The sequence below is a fragment of the Trueperella bialowiezensis genome, from assembly GCF_900637955.1.
Taxonomy (GTDB): domain Bacteria; phylum Actinomycetota; class Actinomycetes; order Actinomycetales; family Actinomycetaceae; genus Trueperella; species Trueperella bialowiezensis.
In genome coordinates, this window is record NZ_LR134476.1 from 316,360 (window position 1) to 337,416 (window position 21,057).

Consider the following 21,057-nt stretch of genomic DNA (forward strand, 5'->3'; position numbering starts at 1 on the left):
AAAGTGTGATGGATGTGACTCGGATCCTTCTTCTGGAAAACCCCCACAGCTGCGCGGACGATATTTTCGCCCGCTATGGAGTTGAGGTTGTGCGCATCGCAGGATCGCTAGCAGAAGATGAACTCATTGAAGCCCTCGACGGCGTTGACATGCTGGGGATTCGTTCGAAAACGAACGTCACCCGCCGCGTTATCGAAGCTAGTCCGCGCCTAGCCGCGATTGGTGCTTTTTGTATCGGCACAAACCAAATCGACCTCGAAGCAGCCTCCGATCACGGGATCGCAGTTTTTAACGCGCCCTACTCCAACACGCGCTCCGTGGTCGAACTAGCAATCGGCGAACTCATCTCGCTGGTCCGCCAGATTCCTGCCAAGAATGCCGCCCTGCACCAGGGCGTGTGGGAAAAGACGGCCGCCGGCTCGCACGAAGTACGCGGAAAGACTCTGGGCATCATCGGCTACGGTTCGATCGGCTCGCAACTATCTATCGTGGCTGAAGCGCTCGGCATGAAGGTCATCTTCCACGATATCGCCGAACGGCTCGCACTCGGCAACGCCGTCCCCGTTCCGCTTGACGAACTACTTGAGAGCGCCGACGTCGTCAGCCTACACATCGACGGACGGCCAGAAAACACCGGCTATTTCGACTCCGAAAAATTCGCCAAACTCAAGGACGGCGCGATCGTGCTCAACTTGGCGCGCGGACACGTCATGAATCTTGACGCCCTACGCGAGGCAGTGGTCTCTGGGCGCGTGGCCGGAGCCGCCGTCGACGTCTTCCCCAGCGAACCACTCGCCAACGGAGATCCGTTCTCGTCAACCCTCGCCGGGCTGAGCAACGTGATCCTCACCCCGCACATTGGCGGTTCCACACTCGAAGCTCAAGAATCGATCGGCCAGTTCGTCGCCATGAAACTCATGAACTACTGGCGTAAAGGCTCGACAGACATGTCTGTCAACATTCCGAATATTGCCGCCTCGCCCACGGCAGAATCGTTGCACCGGGTGGTCTGGTTCCACTGGAACACTCCTGGCGCTCTTGCCGACGTCAACCGTCTGTTCGCCGAACAGCACGTCAACGTCACTTTCCAGTCGCTCGCCACCGGTGGCGAATACGGGTACATGGTGACGGACACCGCCACGGACATTCCAGATTCGATCATCGATGAACTGGCACATGCCAAAGCACATATTCGCCTGCGCCTGCTCACCCGCGAATGAGCATTTCGCCGTACTACCAACATTTGCAGTTACCGTAACGTAACATAGTGGTTTGGAGCTTCTGAAAGGGGCACACATGAACCAGATGGACCTTGCGCACTCACATTATTTGGACGGCGTGGCTACCGAGATCGAACCGGTTACGCACACCGTTGACCACCTGCTTTTCTCAGCCGCGAAGGATTTTCCCGAGCGGATCGCGATTGATTTCCTTGGCCGGGAGTACACCTATGCCGAAGTCCTTGACGAGGTGAGCCGGGCTGCACAAGTGCTGAAAATGGTGGGTGTGCGCCGGGGCGATGTCATCTCGCTCATCTTGCCCAACTGCCCCCAACACTATGTGGCGTTCTATGCTGCGATGTCGTTAGGCGTGACAGTCGCCGAGCATAATCCGCTTGCGCCGCGTGCTCAGATCGATAGCCAGATTGAGCTCGTTGGTTCCAAGGTGGTGATCGGCTGGGAGCAGACGCTGGAAAAGCTGATCGTCGACGGCGACTTCAAGGGCCGCACCTACCTCGCCGTCAATCTGACGAAGGCGCTTCCCACGAAGTCTCAGTGGCTGTTGAAGCTTCCCGTTAAGGCTGCCCGTCAGCAGCGTAACAAGCTACGCGGCAAGGTTCCCGCTGGCGTGCATTCGTGGGACAACCAGGTCAAGCACAACGCTCCGCTCGATCTTTCCCGTGAAGAAGGCCCCGACGTCGATTCACTCGCCGTGTTATTGATGACAGGTGGAACCACCGGCACGCCCAAAGCCGTGCAGTTGACGCATCGTAACCTGCTGTCGAATACTCGGCAGGTTGACTACTGGTTGAAAGATTTCGAACGCGGCACCGAGACCGTAGGCGCCGTGTTGCCGTTCTTCCACGCGTTTGGTTTGCAGCTGTCAATGTTGGTGTGCGTCAACATGGCGGCAACCCAAGTGATGACTCCGACCTTCGACGTCGACATCCTGTTTGCCGCCCACAAGCGCCATCCGATCACGTTCTTCGGTGGGGTACCGCCGATGTTCCAAAAGATTCTCGACGCCGTTGACTCGGGCAAGTCTGCTGATTTGAGTTCGATTCGTTACGCCGTGTGTGGCGCGATGCCGCTCGATCCGGAGCTTGCGGCGCGCTGGGAAGAAAAGGCCGGTTTGATTATCGAGGGCTATGGCATGACTGAAGCCTCGCCGGTGATCTCTGGGTCTCCGGTGAGTGAACGACGCCGTCCGTCAACCCTTGGTCTTCCTTTCCCTTCGACCGAGGTGAAGATCGTGGATCAGGACGATCCAAGCATCGAATTGGGTGAAGGCGAGATTGGTGAGCTGTGTGCTCGCGGCCCGCAAGTGTTTACTGGCTATTACAAGAATCCGGAAGAAACGGCGAACGCACTGCGTGACGGCTGGCTGCACACTGGCGATTTGGCTCGCTGGGATGATGGCTTCCTTATTATGGCCGACCGCCGCAAAGAAATGATTATTAACTCAGGCTTTAACGTCTACCCCTCCGAAGTGGAGTCAGCGGTTCGGGATATGCCGGGCGTTGTTGACGTGGCGGTTGTGGGCATGCCGACCGATTCATTCTCCGAATCTGTGGTTGCGGCTCTCGTGCTTGAGCCGGGTGCGACCGTAGATTTGGCGGCTGTGCGTAAGTGGACGGAGGACAAGCTTTCTCATTACGCCATGCCGAAGTCGATCGCTATTTTCGATGATTTGCCACGGTCACAGCTGGGGAAGATCATGCGCAGGAATGTGCGTGAACGGCTCGAGAATTTCGAGCTCGTGTCTGGTCAGTGGCGTGAGCGTGCGGCTGCGGCATCTCGGGAGACCGCTGAAAAGCTTGACGAATACTATACGGCCGTGAAGGAACGTGCTGCTACAGCAAAGTCGAGCCTGTCAGCGCTGTCTGCGCATTCTCCCGCCCGTGGCAGTGATAAGCAGCAAAAGAACAAGAACGGCGAGGATACACAGTAGAACCGTGCTGATACCGGCCTTGCCCGCCTTCGCGGTGCTGCGGTTGCCGTGAAAGCCGGGCCCGCCTTCGTGGCACGGCCGGGCCCGCCTTCGTGGCTATTCGGCGTGCTGGTCTGCGTCGTATTCGCGTAGTTGCCGGATGGCTTCGTCGAAGTCGTCAAGTGAGTCAAAGTTCGAGTAGACGGAGGCGAAGCGTAGGTAGGCCACCGTGTCCAGATCGCGTAGAGGTTCGAGGATTGCGAGGCCGACTTCTTGGGAGTCGATGTGTGCTGCTCCGGTGTCGCGGAGTTTTTCTTCGACTGTTTGTGCCAGAACGGCAAGTTGGTCGCGGGTGACGGGCCTGCCTTGGCAGGCGCGGCCGACGCCCGAGATGATTTTTTCTCGTGAAAAGGGTTCTGTGGTGCCCGAGCGTTTGCGGACCATGAGTGTAGCTGTTTCTTGCGTGGAGAACCGCCGTAAGCAGGCTGGGCATTCCCGGCGCCGCCGAATAATCTGGCCGTCGTCACTTGTGCGGGTGTCAACTACTCGGGAGTCTTCATGGTGGCAAAAGGGGCAGTACATGTTCATAAAAATACCGGCCTCTTAAGGGAAGATTCAAGCAGTTTGACGCAAACTGCCAAGTAAGGGCCCCCTAACTAGGCAGTGCTACCCCAGCACGCTACCCCAGCATTCGAGCTGCGACACAAACCATCGCTCGAGCTGCGACGCAACCCATCACTCGAGCTGCGACGTAACCCATCACCTGTGACGCGGCGCCGACCGATCTGTCTAGAACCGATGGCGCTAGTAGGCGGGAAGCATAAGCTTCATGCCGTCGATGATCTCAGGTCCTTCGAGACCATTGAGCGCGATGATGTCCGAGACGATCTTTGATGTGGGCACATCGGCCTCCACAGCCGATGCGAGCGACCACAGCGTGTCACCAGGTAGCACGGTGATAGCTTCTCCAGGTTGGACGCCGAGGCCAAGGAGCGTGGCCAGAGCCATTCCGATAGCGAATAGCGCGACCAGGGCGAAAATGAATAGAGTAGTCTGCAACACGCCTTGCGCCAGCTGCTCGTGGAACCGCACCGCAGTTTGCGAGGCTCGCGCTGGCTTGGAGTGCACACGGGACATCCGGCTTATGGGAGCGGTGTAGCCGCGAGAACTCTGCTTTACCAGCACGGCCTGATCGCGCGAAGCTCCCCCTGCGGCTGCTGCCATACGCCCCTTGCGCCGAAGCTGCTTTTTAGCGCCGGCCGGCAGTTGATCACCAGATCGTAAGGAAGGACGCTTGCTCCAGGTGACGGGCGAAACAATGCGCGCGAGCGAGTCCGCACTCGGGACTGCATACAGCCGATTCTCATGTGAGTGTGGCCGATCCGGCCGAACGGCACGCCCGCGCACCGCGGACTCATTCCTCGCCTCGAGTTTGCGCCCGGAATTGGCTGCTAACCGCAGCCGCCGCCTGCCACGAACATCCATCCGTGTTTGAGCTTGAATAGCAGTCATTTCTCCTCCTCGAACTACTGTTCGGCGAACACTTGTTTGAACCCTACCGCACTTTCGCAGCGATGTCTAGAACCTGCGTTCGACTCTCATTAGAACAGGTGTTTGATCATTGCCTGTAAATCCGGTAGACTTGGTTCAAGTCAATCGCATGGCTCCGACAATCTTTTTCGCCGCCATCGCATACGGAGGTTCTTATGGCAGATGTCAAGATCACGAAGCGCCAGCAAGATATCCTGCGCTCAATTTGCACCGGCGTCGCGAAAAATGGCTATCCTCCCACGGTTCGTGAAATCGGAGAGGAAGTGGGGCTTAAGTCGTCGTCGTCAGTGAAGTATCAACTAGATACGCTCGAAGAGCTCGGCTGCATTCAACGCGATCCGCGCCGCCCGCGCACGCTCGAAGTCACTGAGCTCGGTTACAAGCTCGCTGATTTCGACGGCGAGGCCGGCTCCTACCGCTTGCCACTCAGCTCGGTTGTGAAAACCGCCGCAGAACCGCGTGAGGAAATGTTCCGCGTCGATGAGACCGAGATGTATGTCACGGCCCCGATCAACGTGCCTGCCGTGGGCAGGATTGCAGCTGGCGGGCCGATCCTCGCTGAAGAACTGATTGATGACATCTACCCGCTCCCCCGGCAATTCACCGGAACGGGTGATTTCTTCATGCTGGAAGTTTCGGGCGATTCAATGATTGACGCCGCGATATGCGACGGCGACTGGGTGGTCATCCGCCGGCAGCACACAGCCGAAAATGGCGAGATCGTCGCTGCCCTCATCGATGGCGAAGCCACAGTCAAAGTGTTCATGCGCAAAGATGGGCACCTGTGGCTCATGCCGCGCAATTCGAACTATGCACCGATCGCAGGTGATGAGGCAGAAATCCTCGGGAAGGTCGTCACGGTTATCCGAGCCCTATAGGGGCGAAAATTCGGCGCACAGGCCACAACCATGGCTGACCCGGCGGGGCTTTACTCATCTTTCATGGAGGCCAGCCGTTCAAGCGCGCCTAACACGACCTCACGATCGGTGGTCGGCCACATTTTTGGCATCGACGCACGCAAAAACGAGCCATAACGAGCCGTGTGCAAACGCGAATCCAGCACTGCCACTACCCCGCGATCGGTAGTCCGACGCAGCAACCTGCCCGCACCCTGCGCCAAAAGCAAAGCGGCATGAGTGGCAGACACCGTCATAAACGGATTAAGCCCTGCCTGGCGAGCCGCGTCGCTACGCGCCTGAACAAGAGGTTCATTAGGCCGCGGGAATGGGATCCGATCAATAATCACGAGCCTGCACGTTGACCCCGGCACGTCAACGCCCTGCCACAGCGACAACGTTCCAAACAGGCACGCACGCTGGTCTTTCGCAAAATCCTCCAACAGGGTGGGAAGCTGATCCTCACCCTGCGCAAACACGGGAACATCAAGATTCTCCCGCACATATTCTGCAGCCCTTTCGACACCGACACGCGATGTGAATAGGCACAGCGCCCCGCCGTCGCTCGCCTGAATAAGATCAACGATTTCTTCAAGATGTGCGCTGCCGTAACCGTCTCGCCCAGGAGGTTGCAGGTGGGCTGCCACGTATAAAATGCCCTGTTTCGCCGGGCTAAATGGGGTGCCGACGTCGATTCCACTCCACTTTCCTTGACTCGGAAAGGTGAAGCCCACCCGGCTGGCCATCGCATCGAAACTGCCACCTACTTGCAAGGTCGCAGAGGTAAGCACCACTGGCGTGTCTGCAAAAAGCCGGTCAGCGATGGCGGTAGCCACGTCGAGCGGGGCAAGATATAGCGTATACACGTCTTTAAATTCGCTCACCCAGGCCACGAACGTGCCTGTGCTGATGGCATCGCCAAGCAGATCCTGACACAGGTCCGCCAATTCGTTGAGCCGAGCGCGCAGCACATGCTTCGTGGAGTTTTGCTCCTCATTGCCACTGCCTAGCGAGGATACGGATTCTCCTGCCGCCTGGAGCCTGCCAAGGAGTCGGCTGATCACATCGCTCAGTTCTTGGCCAAGCCGTGTGATCCGCTCTTCGCCTACGCTCTCCAGTGCATCGGCCAGCTGATCGGCAAGGTCGGGTAAGCCTTCGTCGTCGAGCTCAAGTTGACGGAGCAAGCGAGCCACGGCGCGCACGTCATATCCGGCCAGCGAGCGGGTGAGCTGAGTGGTCACGCGCTCAACCAGGTCGTGAGCCTCGTCGATAATGTAGGCGTGGGTGTCGGGAAGCGCTGGCGTGCCGGAGGCCTCAATCCCTAGCAGTGCGTGGTTTGTGACCACGATGTCGGCCTCGTCGGCCCGAATACGTGCGAGCCGTGGGAAACACTCGTGACGCAAGGGGCACGAATCGCCGATACACTCGCGTTTTTGTACGGAAATCTGTTGCCACACCCGGTCAGACACACCGGGTACGAGGTCGTCTCTATCGCCGGTATCTGACTCGTGCGCCCAATCGCGTGCCCGCACCACCTCTTCGCCGGTAGCAGTGGCGCCCAACTCTCCTTCGGCACGAGACAGCAAGGCGTCTTCTTCGGGATAGCCGCCTTCAACCTTGCGTAGGCACGCATAGTTATTCCATCCTTTAAGGACGGCCACGTCCACGTGCTCCCCGCTCACCTTCTGGATCGCCCGAGCAACCGCCGGAGCGTCCTGAGTGATGATTTGGCGTTGCAAAGCCAACGTCGCAGTCGAAATCGTGGCACGCTGTTTCGTCTGGGCCGCCCACGTCATCGCCGGCACGAGATAGCCGAACGACTTTCCCGTGCCCGTACCGGCTTCCACCATGAGGTGACCGTCATCGGTGAGCGCCTCGTAGACGGCGTCGACCATCCGCTCCTGGCCTTCCCGCCGCGCGCCACCAATCGTGGCGACTACCTGGTCGAGCACCTCACGCGGATCAAGCGGCTCATCGCTCACTTCGCCTCCATAATTCCAGCGGCCACGAGCATGCCCTCGATTTCCGGGGTTATTCTCGCGTGCAGGTGGGTGCCGTCGGCGGCGTGATCTTGGGCGAGAATTTCGCCTTCGCTGTGAATGCGGCTGACGATGTCGCCGCGATCATAGGGAATGACGAGGTCGATTTCGACGTCGGGGCGAGGCAACAGCTCGCCGATTCGTTCTTGGAGTTCCTCGATTCCTAGGCCGGTGACTGAACTGACGAGTACCGAGTTCGGATACTTGCTGCGCAGTGTCGCAACAGTGACGGGATCGGCGATGTCCGCTTTTGCGAGTACGATGAGTTCTGGCGTGTCGGGCGCGATGTCCACTCCGGAGAGCACCTCGTGGACGGCGTCGATCTGACCAACAGGGTCATCGTGAGCCGCGTCCACAACATGTAGCAGCACGTCGGCGTCGGCTGCTTCTTCGAGTGTCGACCGGAACGCTTCGACCAGTTGCGTGGGCAGATTGCGCACGAAGCCCACCGTGTCGGTGAGCGTGTAGTGCCGCCCGTCCGGCGTTTCTGCCCGCCGAACCGTGGGATCCAACGTGGCGAACAGTGCGTTTTCCACAAGCACGCCCGCGCCCGTCAGCACGTTCATCAGCGACGATTTCCCGGCGTTCGTATATCCCACGACGACGACGGACGGCACCCGGTGACGCCTACGGCTGTGCCGGCGCGTGTTACGCGAATTTTTCATGTGCTCGATGTCGCGGCGCAGCCGGCTCATACGTTGGCGGATACGACGCCGGTCGAGTTCAATCTTCGTTTCACCAGGCCCGCGCGAACCAATACCCTCACCGCCGGCCACCCGGCCACCAGCCTGCCGGGACATCGACTCACCCCAGCCACGCAGACGCGGCAGCAGATATTCCAGCTGGGCAAGCTCAACCTGTGCCTTACCCTCACGCGATTTGGCGTGCTGGGCGAAAATATCCAAAATGAGCGCGGTGCGGTCGATGACTTTCACGTCGACGACGTCCTCCAGTGCACGCCGCTGGGAGGGTGCAAGCTCGGAGTCGACGATCACGGTGTCCGCTCCGTGGGCCGCCACCAGATCGGCCAACTCGGCGGCCTTGCCAGAACCCAAATAAGTGGCAGGATCGGGGATGTGGCGGCGTTGCAACACGCCGTCGAGTACGTGCGAACCGGCGGTCTCGGCAAGCGCGGCAAGTTCGCGCAAAGATTCTTCACCCGCTGTCATATCGCCGTCGGTGACTAGCCCGACGAGCACCACGCGTTCCAAGCGTAACTGCCGGTATTCGACCTCGCTGACATCGGCCAGTTCAGTCGACAGGCCGGCCACTCGCCGTAGCGAGGAGCGTTCTTCCCGCTCAAGTGAATCACCGGCCCAGTGGCCGCCGTAAGCCGGGTCGGCTTGCAGTGCCGTCCCCTTGCGCGAACGTACTTCCAGTTCGTGTGAATCGATAATAGGTGTACTCCTTAGCTTTCTTCTATTGTCCTATAAAACCCACGCTCGTGACGCAAGCCCCGGGCTTGGCGCGGTACGCTATTGGCGTGAATGATCATTACTTTTCAGCCCAGCCAAGCTCTGATTCTGCTACCCGCGAGGTAAGCGTCACCATTCATGGTGAAGACTACCTGGTCACTACCGCGGCAGGTATTTTTTCTCCCCAGGGGGTGGATAAGGGCACGGCCGTCTTGCTGCGCAAAGCACCTTTGCCTGATCTTGCACCCGGTTCCACGATCGTTGATCTGGGTTGCGGCTGGGGTCCGCTCACCCTCGCGCTCGCCGCGAACTACCCGGACTGCCGCGTGATCGGCGTCGATGTAAACGAACGCGCCCTCGAGCTCGCGAAAGTGAACGCCGAGCGTGCCGGGTTCACCAACGTGAGCGTACTTGCCGAGCCTGATGCCACTGATACCACTATCGGAGGTATCGATCTACTGTGGTCAAACCCGCCGATCCGTATCGGCAAGCCGGCCTTGCATGAGTTACTCATGTCTTGGCTGAACCGGTTGAACGACGACGGCGCGGCGCACCTAGTTGTACAACGCAACTTGGGCGCTGATTCACTAGCGACCTGGCTGACCGAGCAGGGTTTCCCGACGGCGAAGCTCGGCTCACAAAAAGGCTTCCGGGTGCTCGAAACTCGCCGGGCGTGACCCTTAGAAACACACGGCGGCGGCGATCTGTGCGGCCAGCCGCGGGATGTCCCGTGCGTCGGCCACATCTAACCAGGTAATGCGCTTGTCGCGGCGGAACCACTTGCGTTGCCTGCGTGCAAGCTGCCGGGTAGCTAAGCCGACAGACTCGATGGCCTCAGCTTGGCTCATCTCACCATCGATGACGGCGATTGCCTGCGCATATCCGGTGGCTCTGCGTGCGGTCTGCCCCTCGCGTAGTCCGCGAGCAAGCAATCCGCGAGTTTCTTCAATAAGCCCGCCGGCAAACATGTGCTCGGCCCGCTCGTTAATCGATTGATCAAGGAGCGCATCTTCCCGGCGCAGGCCGAACATCCGCACGCCGTCGTAATGGCTGGTGTGCCGCGGGAAAACGGGCGTGAAGGATCTCCCAGTGAGGCGGACGACCTCGAGCGCGCGGATGACTCGCCGCGGATTGCGCAGGTCGATCCGCGCGGCGGACGTCGGATCTTTGTCCACAAGCTCCTGCACGAGCGGCTCAAGCCCGTCGCGGGCGTGAATCTCCTCGAGTTCCTCGCGTATTGCCGGGTCTGTGCCCGGGAAGTCTAATTCGTCTAACAAGCCGGACACATAAAGCCCGGAGCCGCCGACGACGAGCGGGATCTTTCCGCGCTCACGGATGCCTTCCAGGTCTGCCCGAGCCGCTTTCTGGTATGCGGCAACCGAAGCGTTTTCTGTCACGTCCAGCACGTCAATCTGATGGTGGGCGATTCCGCGGCGCTGCCCCACGGGAACTTTAGCGGTGCCGATATCCATGCCGCGGTACAGTTGCATCGCGTCAGCGGAAATGATTTCCACCTGGTCAGGGCCGCCGAGAAGTTCGGCAACCTCAAGCGACAGCGCTGTCTTGCCCGTCGCAGTCGGCCCCACAATCGCGATGATCTCAACCACTATGATCGGCGCACGGGAATCTTCGGCAAACCTAGAGATACCGGAGCGGTTCCAGCTGCTTCTGCGGCTAACTGCTGCTTGCGGTTCTCACCGCGCTCCCAGGCGTCCCCGGCACGCGTGCGGCGGATCGAGAATTCGCCTCCGGTGAGCGCAGAGTCAGCTAACAAGTGATGTGGTGCGGCGTGCGTAACGCGGGCACTCACACAGTCCCCCGGGCGGGGGCGCTGGTCGGCGGGCATGTTCGCAGGCAGAGCCACGTGGACCAGCCGGTTGTCTTCTGCCCGGCCCGTGATTCGTTCCGTCACCTCGTCCTTGCGGCCCTCGCCTTCGGACACGAGCACGTCGACGACGCTCCCCTCCAGCTTTTGCGCCTCCTCCAGGCCAATCCGGTTCTGCAATTCGACGAGCCGGTTGAGCCTGTCTTTCGAGACCTCGTCTGGAACCTGGTCGTCCATGTCTGCGGCTGGCGTGCCCGGCCGTGGCGAGTAGATAAACGTAAAGGCTGAGCTGAACCGGGAACGTTCCACCACCTCGAGCGTCTGTTGAAAATCCTCTTCCGTTTCGCCCGGGAAACCGACGATGATGTCGGTGGTAATCGCCGCGTGTGGGATCTGCTCGCGCACCCTGTCCAGGATGCCGAGGAACTTCTTTGACCTGTAGGAACGCCGCATGGCTCGCAGGATCCGATCAGACCCTGATTGTAGCGGCATGTGTAGCGAGGGCATGACCGTGGGGGTTTGTGCCATTGCGTCGATGACGTCGTCGGTGAAAGCCGCCGGATGCGGAGAGGTGAACCGAAGGCGTTCCAGCCCCTCGACCTCGCCGGCAGCGCGCAAGAGTTTTGCGAATGCACCGCGGTCACCGAACCCAACGCCGTAGGAGTTGACGTTCTGGCCAAGCAGCGTGACTTCGATTGCCCCCTCAGCGACGACGGCTTCGATCTCCGCAAGGATGTCACCTGGGCGGCGGTCACGTTCCTTGCCGCGCAGGTGCGGCACGATGCAGAACGTGCACGTGTTATTGCATCCCACAGAGATCGATACCCAGGCCGCGAACGCCGATTCCCGGCGGGTGGGCAATGTGGATGGGAAAACTTTGAGAGATTCTTCGATTTCGACAGCGGCTTCGTTGTTGTGCCGAGCCCGATCCAGGAGCGCGGGGAGCACGTCAAGGTTATGGGTGCCGAGCACGACGTCGACCCACGGCGCCTTGTCGACGATTCCTCCACGTAGTTGCTGGGCGAGGCATCCGCCGACGGCGATCTGCATGTCTGGCCGTTCCCGCTTGACGGCGGCCAACTGTCCGAGATTTCCGAACAGTTTGTTCGCCGCGTTTTCACGTACGCTGCATGTGTTGATCACGAGCACGTCCGCGCCTTCATCGCCCGCATCTGTAGCGCGTGCAGCTTTTTCGGGGACTTCGGACACAGGGACGTAGCCGGCGGCGTCGAGCAGGCCGGCTAGGCGTTCAGAATCGTGAACGTTCATCTGGCACCCGAGGGTGCGCACCGCATACGTCTTAGTCATCTCGGACATTCTACTGGCTCCCCGGCGTGTTAGCGCGTGCAGGGTGTGCGAGATCGGCCGCATTTAGAGACGCCAGTTAGGTTCTATCGGACTCTTCTGCTTCGCCCATCGCCCGTTCCATTGCTTGGCTGATCTGGCTCGGGGAAAATCCGCGCCGCCCGAGTGCCCCGTAGAGCCTACGCCGTTGCACGTGTGGTTCGAGTTGGCGCATCGACCGCATTTTCCGTAGCGCAAAGTCCGTGGCCGCGTCTTGTTCCTCCTCCGGATCAATCTGTGCCAGGGCGTCTTCGGCTTCTTGACCGGTGATTCCCTTCCGGGCAAGTTCCTGGCGTAATGCACGCCGTGTGGTCGGCTTAGCAGCGAACCGGGAGCGCACAAACATGTGCGCAAAGCGCGCATCGTTGACCAAGTCAGCCTCAATAAAGGCAGCCACGACTTCTTCGGCGATCGGTTCGGGAACGAGGTTGCGTTCCAATGCTTCACGCAGCTGCGCGGTTGATCGTTCCATCATGGCGAGCTGCCGATAGCACACGTCTTTAGCAAACGCGTACCACTCCTCGTCAGTTCTAGCCTCCGCGCGTGCTTTCCTCCCGGCGGCGATCTCGTCGGGAGATCGCCGCCGCCTGCGCGGACGAGCAAAGTCCGCGCGCTCAGCGTAGTCGACCACTACGCCTCCGGCGCCTGCTCAGGATCGGGGTTATCAGTATCATCGGAGTCGTCAGCAAACTCGCCAATGCCCAACGAGCGCTTGACCTTGACCTCGATTTCTTCCGAGATCTCCGGGTTATCAATCAAGAACTGGCGTGACTTCTCCTTGCCCTGGCCGAGTTGATCGCCTTCGTAGGTGTACCACGAACCAGACTTGCGAACCACGCCCGCGTCAACAGCCATATCGAGGATGCCACCTTCACGGGAAATCCCTTTGCCGTACAGGATGTCAAACTCTGCCTGCTTAAACGGCGGGGCCATCTTGTTCTTCACAACCTTGACGCGGGTGCGGTTACCCACGGGCACGGAGCCTTCTTTCAGGGTTTCGATACGCCGCACGTCTAGGCGCACCGACGAGTAGAACTTCAGCGCACGCCCACCCGTGGTGGTTTCCGGATTTCCGTAGAACACGCCGATCTTTTCACGCAGCTGATTGATGAAGATCGCGGTGGTGCCAGATGCGGACAGCGCACCTGTGAGCTTTCTGAGTGCCTGCGACATGAGCCGTGCCTGCAGACCCACGTGCGAATCACCCATTTCGCCCTCGATTTCTGCCTTGGGCACGAGTGCCGCCACCGAGTCGATAACGATGATGTCGAGTGCACCCGAGCGAATGAGCATGTCTGCAATCTCGAGTGCCTGCTCACCCGTATCCGGCTGGGACACGATCAGTGAATCGGTGTCTACACCCAAGTTCTTGGCATATTCCGGATCGAGGGCGTGTTCGGCGTCAATAAACGCTGCAATTCCGCCTTGTGCCTGTGCGCTTGCCACAGCATGAAGGGCAACAGTGGTTTTACCGGACGATTCCGGACCGTAGATCTCTACCACTCGCCCGCGCGGGAGACCACCAATACCGAGCGCAATATCAAGGGCGAGTGAACCGGTGGGAATCACTTCGACCCGCTGCTTGGGCGCATCCCCCAACCGCATCGCAGAGCCTTTACCAAAGTTGCGATCAATCTGGCTCAGGGCATTTTCAAGCGCTTCAGCGCGCGCATCTTTCTTCTTAGACATGCGTTTCCTTCATGTAGTGGCCTTCCGGCCGGCGAATAGAACAGGTCTTTTCGACGAATACCGCCCTCTCCGAGCGGCTTACGGACAACCTTATGCCCGACCTCCGACACAAAACTTTCCGCGCACATCCCCTGTGGATATGCTAGACGGGAAGCGTTGCCGTGGATAACTTTATGCGAACAACTGTTCTAATGCACGCCGACACGCGCGGCGTGCATCACTTGCCGGGCTAGACGCAAAGAAGGGAGCCACCCGCGGGTGGCTCCCTTAGCTAGCTTATGTGTTTGCCTAGAAGTCTAAGCTTTCTTGGTGTTCTTGCGATGCAGGAACTCGTAGGAGTCTGGAAGATCCATGGCTACCCGGAACTCGTGCCACACCTTTTGTGGCTCACACCCGGCTGCTAGGGCTTCTTCGGGTGTTCGTGAGCCGAGTTCGGGAAGGACCAGATCGTGCGCGAGCGCTCGCCCGTGCCCGCCTGGGAAAGCCTGTTCGACTACACCCCAGAACTCGGTGTGTTTCATACTCCCGAAAGTTCGCCGTTCAGCAGTGCCTCGGCCGTGTCTGGGATACGCATGCCAGCAGCGCGTGCTGCCTGCACCTTGCGGATCATCGGCGGCGTGCGGCCTTCTGCGATGTCGATGCGATCAGCGACGAGGCGAAGCACGTGGCTCATCGGAACGTTCAGCGCGCGGCAAATCGAATGCAGAAGCTCTGAGGAGGCTTCCTTCTGGCCACGTTCAACTTCTGAGAGGTAACCAAGTGACACCCGCGCATCCGACGACACTTCACGCAGGGTTCTCCCCTGCCGCTGCCGGTAGTCACGCAAAACATCACCAAGCTCCCGGCGGAAAAGAACCGGTTCGGGGCGAACTTGGGACTCATTCATCATCGTCATGTGTAACTCTCTATCTTCACTTCGGGATTCGCTATATAAGACAACTCCCGCTTACGGCTAAATATTCCCACGCGAATCTGAACATTTCCTGAAAACCACGTCCGAGTTTAGGGGAAATTTTTTAGCAGTTCGTTTACTAAGTTTAGTGCCTGGTCTACCGCCTGTTGGCGGACTTGCGCCCTATTTCCGTCGAAGTGAAAGTGCTTCGCACGCATGCCGGAATCAGCATGTACGACGCCGTCGCCAGCAGCACCCACCAACCTTCGTGTGGCTATTGCCACATACACGGTTCCGGCGGGGTGTCCGTCTGCTGGACCTGGGCCGGCCACGCCCGTCGTCGCGATGCCAATATCTGCCCCGAAGAGTTCGGCGACCCCGGTAGCCATTTGTTGTGCGACGACGCCGTCTACCGGCCCCGTCTGTGCCAAACGTTCCCGGGATACCCCGAGCACTGAGGCTTTCGTGTCGGTGGCGTAGGTGACTGCTCCCCCGCGAAAGCACTCCGAGGCTCCTGGCACAGACACGATAGTCGAGGCAAGCAGGCCTCCGGTGAGTGATTCGGCGACGGCGATCGTGCCGCCGCGCTCTGTCAACGCCGTGACGACGTCGTGAGCCAGCGAGCCGGCGTCACCAATCGGCCCTGCGGTATCGTGCTCACTCATCGTCGCTCAGAGCCCGGGCTTCGGCGATGTACTCCACGGCGGACGTGATCGCAAAGAACAGCGCAATACCAATCAGTGCATAACACGCCCACACAACGCCAGTGGCGAGCGCGCCCGGTAGGAAGCTGTGCCATGGAATAATCAGGCCGCCAGCGCCAAGCGACTGGGCGAACATCTTGATCTTGCCCCCGCGCCCTGCGGCCATCACTTTCTTTTTTACAACTACCATGCGCATGATCGTGATGCCGAGCTCGCGCACGATAAACAGGATCGTGACCCACCACCACAGCCAGCCGTTCACCGACGCCATGATCATCGCGGACAGGATGAGGAACTTGTCTGCAATCGAATCGGCAAGCTTGCCAAAGTCAGTGATCAGGCCGAGCTTGCGGGCGAGGTGGCCATCGATTTGGTCTGTGAACGCGGCCACTGCAAAAACGCCCCAGCCTAGCCAGCGCCGCTCTACGGTTGGGTCTAACAGGAGCCAGATCATCACCGGCACGAGCACAAGGCGCAGCACGGTGAGCGCATTGGCAATATTCACCACGGGTACCTGAGATTTTTCGTCCACTGCTCTACTCTAGTTCATGACTAAAGTTTCCGATTTATGCGCGCGGGAGAGACATGAAAACACGGATGGGTGCGGCAGTCTTCGTGGTGGCGGCGATCATCGCAGCTGCTGTGACGCTCGGGTTTATTCATTTTGGCACGGCGGATCGTGACCTTGCGGCTTCGCATTCCCCGTCGGCGACCCCAACGGTAACGGCAAGCCCGAATGTGCCGACGCCGTCGCCGACCCCCAGCGCACCACCCGAGCGTTTCACGGTGGTCTCTGGCGGGGATATTCTGCTGCACCTGTCCGTCAATGAGTCAGCGCGCATCCGCGGGGAAAACTACGACTACACGCCGCTGTATCAGGATATTCAGCCGTTTATTGCGAACGCCGATGTGGCGCTGTGTGCTCTGGAGACGCCGATTGTGGGATCAGACGAGATGCCGTCCAACTATCCGCTGTTCGGCGCGCCTTGGGATCTGGCGGCCTCGCTCGCTCAGATCGGCTTTGACGGCTGCGCACTGGCAACCAATCACACGATGGATCGCGGCTTCGGCGGCGTGAACACCACGATTGAGGCGCTGAGCCAGGCCGGGCTGGGCTGGGCCGGATCTGCGCGTACCCAAGACGAGGCTGATCAGATTCAGTTCTACCACGTGCAAGGAGAACACCAGCAGGTCACGATCGCCCACCTGTCTGCCACCACGCTGACGAACGGGATTCCAATCCCGGCCGATCACCCGTATTCGTGGAACGTGGTCGGCGATCTGGGCCAGCCTGTATCAACCGTCATCGAGCGTGCAAAGGAAGCTCGCGAGCGCGGCGGGGACATCGTGATCGTGTCCATGCATTGGGGTACAGAGTATGTCAATGAGCCGATTGATGAGCAGGTGGAGATCACACGCGAGCTGGCAGAATCGGGGGTCGTGGACCTGGTGTTTGGTAATCATTCGCACGTGCCGCAGCCACTCGAGAGGGTCGCCGGCGGCCCGGATGGTCAGGGCATGTGGGTGGTCTACTCGATGGGTAATCAGATTTCTGGGCAGACGGTGGAAAGTCACGGTCCGCGAGTGACCACTGGTTTGATGACGACGGCGACTATCGAGGTGCGTGGCGAGGGCGACGCCGCGGTCACGGACTTTGATTACACGGTGGTCACGCAAGATCGTGCGGCCGGCGAACGCTTACGCCCGCTCACCCCGCTCGTCGCCGGCGACTATCCCGCTGATCTCGGCTTATCGGCCTACCAGATTAACTCTCGCGCCGATGTTACCTACCCGGTTCTTGAAAGCTCTGGGCCAGAACGCACCGAGCCGCCCACTCCGACTGGGGCAACGGTGACTCCCTCACGCCGCTAGCTATCTGCGCTCACTGCCGCCTTCGCTACCGCCCGGTGAGCTGCCAGGCGTCTTCGTCGTCGTCAGAATCGTAGTCGGCAGGGTCGTAGGCGAGCGGGTCGTCAGCGTACCGATCGGTACTCATGACCACGGTCGCGTCGTCGCTGTCCTCGTCACCACCCGAGGCGTCGTCGTCAACGTCCACGCCCGCTCCCGCCTCAGAATGGGCGTAGGGGCGCGAATCGGCGTCGGGCTCACGCGCCACGTCGACGTCGCCGAAATCGGCGTCAGCATACTGATCCTCCGGCGCTTCGGCGGGGGCGTGCAGATCGACGTCTTCACCCTTGATGAGTGCGAGCACGTCGTCGAGCTGTTCTGGCGTGACGAGCACGTCGCGTGCCTTCGAGCCTTCCGACGGGCCAACAATATCGCGCGATTCGAGCAGATCCATCATGCGCCCAGCCTTCGCAAAGCCAATGCGGAGCTTGCGTTGCAGCATCGATGTCGAGCCGAACTGGGTGGTGACCACGAGCTCGGCGGCTTGCAGGAGGGTGTCGAGGTCGTCGCCGATCTCCTCGTCGATCTTCTTCTTTTCCACCTTGGGGATCACGTCGTCGCGATAGACGGGTTGCATTTGTGCCTTGACGTGTTTGACGACGTCGGCGATCTCGTGTTCGGTCACCCACGCGCCCTGCACGCGCACCGGGTTCGAGGCGCCCATCGGGTGGAAGAGCGCGTCACCCATGCCAATCAGCTTTTCCGCGCCGGCCGAGTCGAGGATGACGCGCGAGTCAGCGAGCGAGGAGGTCATGAACGCTAGGCGCGACGGAATGTTCGACTTGATGAGGCCGGTGACCACGTCCACGGACGGACGCTGCGTGGCCAGCACCAGGTGGATGCCGGCGGCACGCGCCAACTGGGTGATCCTTTGAATAGAGGCTTCCACATCGCGCGGGGCAACCATCATGAGGTCTGCCAATTCGTCGACGACGACGAGCAGATACGGGTATGGCAACAGCTTGCGTTCCGAGCCGGGCGGCGTCGTCAGTTTGCCCGAGCGGATGGCTTCGTTGAAGTCGTCGATCTGCTTGTAACCGTAGTTAGCAAAATCAGCGTAGCGCTGGTCCATTTCGCGTACCACCCACTCGAGGGCCTCGGCGGCCTTCTTCGGATCGGTGATAATCGGTGTGACGAGGTGCGGGATACCCGCGTAAATCGTCAGCTCCACGCGTTTGGGATCCACGAGCACCATGCGCACTTCTTCCGGAGTGGCCCGCATGAGGATCGACGTCAGCATCGAGTTAATGAACGAGGACTTGCCCGAACCTGTAGCGCCGGCGACCAGCAGGTGCGGCATCTTCGCCAGGTTCGCCACCACGTGTTTACCGGAGACTGATTTTCCAACGGCGACGACGAGCGGGTGCGTTTGCTTGCGTGCCACCTGGGAACGTAGCACGTCGCCAACCATGACGGTCTCTCGATCACGGTTAGGAATCTCGATGCCGATCGCCGACTTGCCGGGGATGGGCGAGAGAATACGAACGTCGGAGGTGGCCACGGCGTAGGCGATGTTCTTCGACAGCGACGTAATCCGGTCGACTTTCACGCCCTGCCCGAGCTCGACCTCGTACTGGGTAACTGTGGGCCCGCGGGTGAAGTCCACGACCTGCGCGTCAACACCGAAATCGGTAAACACTCCGTTGAGCGCGTCAACGATGAGATCGTTTGCTTCGGAATGTTCGACGGCGGGAGCGCCCTCGGTCAGCAGATCGGAGGGCGGAAGCGTATAGGTAATGTTGGACGACAGCTCGAGCTGCTCCACTCGTGCAGGTAGCGGTTCGGGCTTGGGCGCCTTCTTCCGTGCGGGAGCAACCCGCTTCTTCTTCGCACCCTGCTCGTTTGACTCTGCTGGTTTATCGGCCGCGGCCGTGCCAGGTGTAGGTGCGACGACGGTCTCGGATTCGTCGGGCTCAACCGGCGCGGCCTCAGCCGACTTGGCAAGCTTGCGTGCCTGCTTGTCAGGCCTGCCTCGCTTCACCCGGGAAGGAGCCGGCTGGGGCTCATCAAGAACGCGGGTCTTGTCAACCTCTGCCCGCCGCTGTTCGCGCCGCTCATCAAGCTGGGCGCGCTTGGCAGAAAACCAGTCAATCACGTCGCGTACTGACGTGTCGGTGGCAACAAGCATCGCATAGACGGCAAGCAACACCAGCAGGGGTACCGCTCCCCATTCGGACACGAGCGCGGTGAGCAGCCCGCCCGACATCCAGCCGATAATCCCGCCGGCGTCTTCCACCGCGGAAAATGCGACGGTCGGATTAGGCAGCCCCTTGGCCACATGCAAAATTCCGGTAATTGCCACAACAAGCAGTGCCAGACCAATGACGAAACGTTGGTTGGTGTTCCCCACCGAGCGGCGAAACAGCCGTATCGCAATCCCGATGAACATGATCGGCACGAAGATCGACAGGGCACCCACCACCCCGGCGGTGGCGTGATGGATCACGTCACCCAGCAGGCCGGACAGCCCAAACCATTCACGCAGGCCAACAACAATAGCGAGCGCAAGCATAATAAAGGCTAGGCCTTCATATGAGCGCGGCTTGTCCTGGCCACCTCGCGGTTTCGATTTGCTTCGCGCCATGTCTCCTCTTTCGTGGGCAAAGTACGTTTTTAGCCTAGTGGCCTGCGCCAAACTAGCCGCAAATAACGCGCCGTGGTTGCCAAAGTGTGACATGTCCATAAGCGGCCTATACGGCTTAGAATGGGCTCATGACTATCACAGTGAGCGTTCCTAATCCCGACTTTCGCGCCGCGGTTGAAAACTACGACGGCGAAGTACAGATTATCGACTGGGATCTCAAATCCCCCGCCCCGGTTGAGTTTATCGACCTCGTGTTGCTTCCGCTCGTGACCGATAACCCCGATCTGACAACCTTGCATAGCGTGGATGCCCGCCTTGTTCAGGCGTCGTCGATTGGCTTCGAACACGTCCTGCCGCACATTGGTAGCAAGCCACTGGCAAACGCTACCACAGTCCACGAAACCTCCACGTCGGAGCTGACCCTCGCCTTAGTGCTGGCTCAGATGCGTGACGTGCCGCGGATGGTCGCTTCACAGGGGCGTGGCGAATGGGACACGTTCACCGCGCCCGGCCTTGCGGATAAGAAGGTGCTCGTCATCGGTTGGGGCGGGATCGGCAAGGCGATCGGAGATCGCTTGCGTCCGTTCGAGGTGGAGCTTTACCGCAGTGCTTCCTACCGGCGTGAAGATGCCGACGGGATCGTTTACGGCCCGGAGGATCTGCCCGAGCTTTTGCCGCAGATGGACATCGTCATCCTCATCGTGCCCGGCCAAGAATCCACGGCCAAGATGGTCGATGATAAGTTCTTGAGCCTGATGAAAGACGGCGCGCTCATCGTCAACATGGCCCGCGGGTCTGTGGCGGACACCGATGCGCTCGTTGCACACGCGGACAGGCTCAAGGTGGCGTTCGACGTCGTTGACCCCGAACCACTACCAGCCGGGCACCCGCTGTACTCGCACCCGAACGTCCTGTTTTCCGCACATATGGGCGGGTATTCGGACGCGATGTGGCCACGGCTTCGAGCCCTCATTCACCGTCAGATTGATGCGTTGAGCGCCGGGCGCGAGCCCGAAAACGTCGTGTTTAACCAGTCCGGAAACTAGGGTTAGGCGCCACT

Annotated in this window: 19 protein-coding genes; 6 read left to right on the forward strand and 13 right to left on the reverse strand. The window is 60.0% G+C overall.

The annotated features are described in order from the left end of the window. Positions 1–14 precede the first annotated feature (14 nt). Complete coding sequence (serA, locus tag EL234_RS01495) at positions 15–1,220, forward strand: phosphoglycerate dehydrogenase (protein WP_126415805.1); 1,206 nt, start codon at positions 15–17, stop codon at positions 1,218–1,220. A gap of 76 nt (positions 1,221–1,296) precedes the next feature. After that, entirely contained in the window at positions 1,297–3,171 is a 1,875-nt protein-coding gene (locus tag EL234_RS01500; RefSeq protein ID WP_126415806.1) for an AMP-binding protein, read from the forward strand. Positions 3,172–3,267: 96 nt separating this feature from the next. On the opposite strand, the gene nrdR is transcribed toward EL234_RS01500, so the two are convergent. Further along, entirely contained in the window at positions 3,268–3,738 is a 471-nt protein-coding gene (gene nrdR, locus EL234_RS01505) for a transcriptional regulator NrdR (RefSeq protein ID WP_456119762.1), read from the reverse strand. A gap of 216 nt (positions 3,739–3,954) precedes the next feature. Beyond that, positions 3,955–4,662 (reverse strand): LysM peptidoglycan-binding domain-containing protein, encoded by a 708-nt coding sequence (locus EL234_RS01510; protein ID WP_126415808.1) that lies wholly within the window; start codon positions 4,660–4,662, stop codon positions 3,955–3,957. A gap of 194 nt (positions 4,663–4,856) precedes the next feature. On the opposite strand from EL234_RS01510, the gene lexA reads away from it, so the two are divergent. Further along, entirely contained in the window at positions 4,857–5,579 is a 723-nt protein-coding gene (lexA, locus tag EL234_RS01515) for a transcriptional repressor LexA (RefSeq protein WP_126415809.1), read from the forward strand. Between the two features lie 50 nt (positions 5,580–5,629). Here the strand turns inward: lexA and EL234_RS01520 are convergent, their stop codons facing one another. Further along, positions 5,630–7,579, reverse strand: coding sequence for an ATP-dependent DNA helicase (locus tag EL234_RS01520; protein WP_322787199.1), 1,950 nt, complete (start codon positions 7,577–7,579; stop codon positions 5,630–5,632). Next, positions 7,576–9,033 carry a GTPase HflX gene (gene hflX / locus EL234_RS01525; protein WP_126415810.1) on the reverse strand — a complete coding sequence of 486 codons (1,458 nt, stop codon included), beginning with the start codon at positions 9,031–9,033 and terminating at the stop codon, positions 7,576–7,578. The genes EL234_RS01520 and hflX overlap by 4 nt, the downstream gene beginning before the upstream one ends. A gap of 86 nt (positions 9,034–9,119) precedes the next feature. On the opposite strand from hflX, the gene EL234_RS01530 reads away from it, so the two are divergent. Continuing rightward, positions 9,120–9,728, forward strand: coding sequence for a class I SAM-dependent methyltransferase (locus tag EL234_RS01530; protein ID WP_126415811.1), 609 nt, complete (start codon positions 9,120–9,122; stop codon positions 9,726–9,728). Between the two features lie 3 nt (positions 9,729–9,731). On the opposite strand, the gene miaA is transcribed toward EL234_RS01530, so the two are convergent. The 8 genes from miaA to pgsA form a co-directional block, all read right to left on the reverse strand. Then, on the reverse strand, positions 9,732–10,658 hold the full coding sequence (gene miaA, locus EL234_RS01535) for a tRNA (adenosine(37)-N6)-dimethylallyltransferase MiaA (protein WP_126415812.1): 927 nt from the start codon (positions 10,656–10,658) through the stop codon (positions 9,732–9,734). After that, positions 10,658–12,193, reverse strand: coding sequence for a tRNA (N6-isopentenyl adenosine(37)-C2)-methylthiotransferase MiaB (miaB, locus tag EL234_RS01540; RefSeq protein ID WP_241969051.1), 1,536 nt, complete (start codon positions 12,191–12,193; stop codon positions 10,658–10,660). Before miaB ends, miaA begins: the two co-directional genes overlap by 1 nt. 67 nt (positions 12,194–12,260) lie before the next feature. Further along, entirely contained in the window at positions 12,261–12,851 is a 591-nt protein-coding gene (locus EL234_RS01545; RefSeq protein WP_126415814.1) for a regulatory protein RecX, read from the reverse strand. Further along, positions 12,851–13,909, reverse strand: a complete 1,059-nt coding sequence (recA, locus tag EL234_RS01550) for a recombinase RecA (RefSeq protein WP_126415815.1) — start codon at positions 13,907–13,909, stop codon at positions 12,851–12,853. Before recA ends, EL234_RS01545 begins: the two co-directional genes overlap by 1 nt. Before the next feature lie 296 nt (positions 13,910–14,205). Next, entirely contained in the window at positions 14,206–14,430 is a 225-nt protein-coding gene (locus EL234_RS01555; RefSeq protein ID WP_126415816.1) for a DUF3046 domain-containing protein, read from the reverse strand. After that, positions 14,427–14,804: a helix-turn-helix domain-containing protein gene (locus tag EL234_RS01560; RefSeq protein ID WP_126415817.1), complete on the reverse strand. Its 378-nt coding sequence runs from the start codon at positions 14,802–14,804 to the stop codon at positions 14,427–14,429. Before EL234_RS01560 ends, EL234_RS01555 begins: the two co-directional genes overlap by 4 nt. Before the next feature lie 107 nt (positions 14,805–14,911). Further along, positions 14,912–15,466, reverse strand: a complete 555-nt coding sequence (locus EL234_RS01565) for a CinA family protein (protein ID WP_126415818.1) — start codon at positions 15,464–15,466, stop codon at positions 14,912–14,914. Continuing rightward, positions 15,459–16,037 carry a CDP-diacylglycerol--glycerol-3-phosphate 3-phosphatidyltransferase gene (gene pgsA, locus EL234_RS01570; protein ID WP_126415819.1) on the reverse strand — a complete coding sequence of 193 codons (579 nt, stop codon included), beginning with the start codon at positions 16,035–16,037 and terminating at the stop codon, positions 15,459–15,461. Before pgsA ends, EL234_RS01565 begins: the two co-directional genes overlap by 8 nt. 53 nt (positions 16,038–16,090) lie before the next feature. On the opposite strand from pgsA, the gene EL234_RS01575 reads away from it, so the two are divergent. Next, entirely contained in the window at positions 16,091–17,377 is a 1,287-nt protein-coding gene (locus tag EL234_RS01575; protein WP_126415820.1) for a CapA family protein, read from the forward strand. Positions 17,378–17,402: 25 nt separating this feature from the next. Here EL234_RS01575 and EL234_RS01580 read toward each other — a convergent pair whose 3' ends face one another. After that, entirely contained in the window at positions 17,403–19,997 is a 2,595-nt protein-coding gene (locus tag EL234_RS01580) for an FtsK/SpoIIIE family DNA translocase (protein ID WP_126415821.1), read from the reverse strand. Between the two features lie 128 nt (positions 19,998–20,125). Between EL234_RS01580 and EL234_RS01585 the strand changes: the two genes are divergently transcribed. Beyond that, positions 20,126–21,043 (forward strand): NAD(P)-dependent oxidoreductase, encoded by a 918-nt coding sequence (locus EL234_RS01585; protein WP_126415822.1) that lies wholly within the window; start codon positions 20,126–20,128, stop codon positions 21,041–21,043. The last annotated feature ends 14 nt before the right edge of the window (positions 21,044–21,057 follow it).

Excerpts from the sequence above, each read along its gene's own strand:
- EL234_RS01500 (WP_126415806.1), top strand. The coding sequence starts at position 1,297 with ATGAACCAGATGGACCTTGCGCACTCACATTATTTGGACGGCGTGGCT.
- nrdR (WP_456119762.1), bottom strand. The coding sequence starts at position 3,738 with ATGAACATGTACTGCCCCTTTTGCCACCATGAAGACTCCCGAGTAGTT.
- recA (WP_126415815.1), bottom strand. The coding sequence starts at position 13,909 with ATGTCTAAGAAGAAAGATGCGCGCGCTGAAGCGCTTGAAAATGCCCTG.
- EL234_RS01565 (WP_126415818.1), bottom strand. The coding sequence starts at position 15,466 with ATGAGTGAGCACGATACCGCAGGGCCGATTGGTGACGCCGGCTCGCTG.
- EL234_RS01560 (WP_126415817.1), bottom strand. The coding sequence starts at position 14,804 with ATGACGATGATGAATGAGTCCCAAGTTCGCCCCGAACCGGTTCTTTTC.
- EL234_RS01555 (WP_126415816.1), bottom strand. The coding sequence starts at position 14,430 with ATGAAACACACCGAGTTCTGGGGTGTAGTCGAACAGGCTTTCCCAGGC.
- lexA (WP_126415809.1), top strand. The coding sequence starts at position 4,857 with ATGGCAGATGTCAAGATCACGAAGCGCCAGCAAGATATCCTGCGCTCA.
- EL234_RS01510 (WP_126415808.1), bottom strand. The coding sequence starts at position 4,662 with ATGACTGCTATTCAAGCTCAAACACGGATGGATGTTCGTGGCAGGCGG.
- EL234_RS01575 (WP_126415820.1), top strand. The coding sequence starts at position 16,091 with ATGAAAACACGGATGGGTGCGGCAGTCTTCGTGGTGGCGGCGATCATC.
- EL234_RS01585 (WP_126415822.1), top strand. The coding sequence starts at position 20,126 with ATGACTATCACAGTGAGCGTTCCTAATCCCGACTTTCGCGCCGCGGTT.
- EL234_RS01580 (WP_126415821.1), bottom strand. The coding sequence starts at position 19,997 with ATGGCGCGAAGCAAATCGAAACCGCGAGGTGGCCAGGACAAGCCGCGC.
- miaB (WP_241969051.1), bottom strand. The coding sequence starts at position 12,193 with ATGTCCGAGATGACTAAGACGTATGCGGTGCGCACCCTCGGGTGCCAG.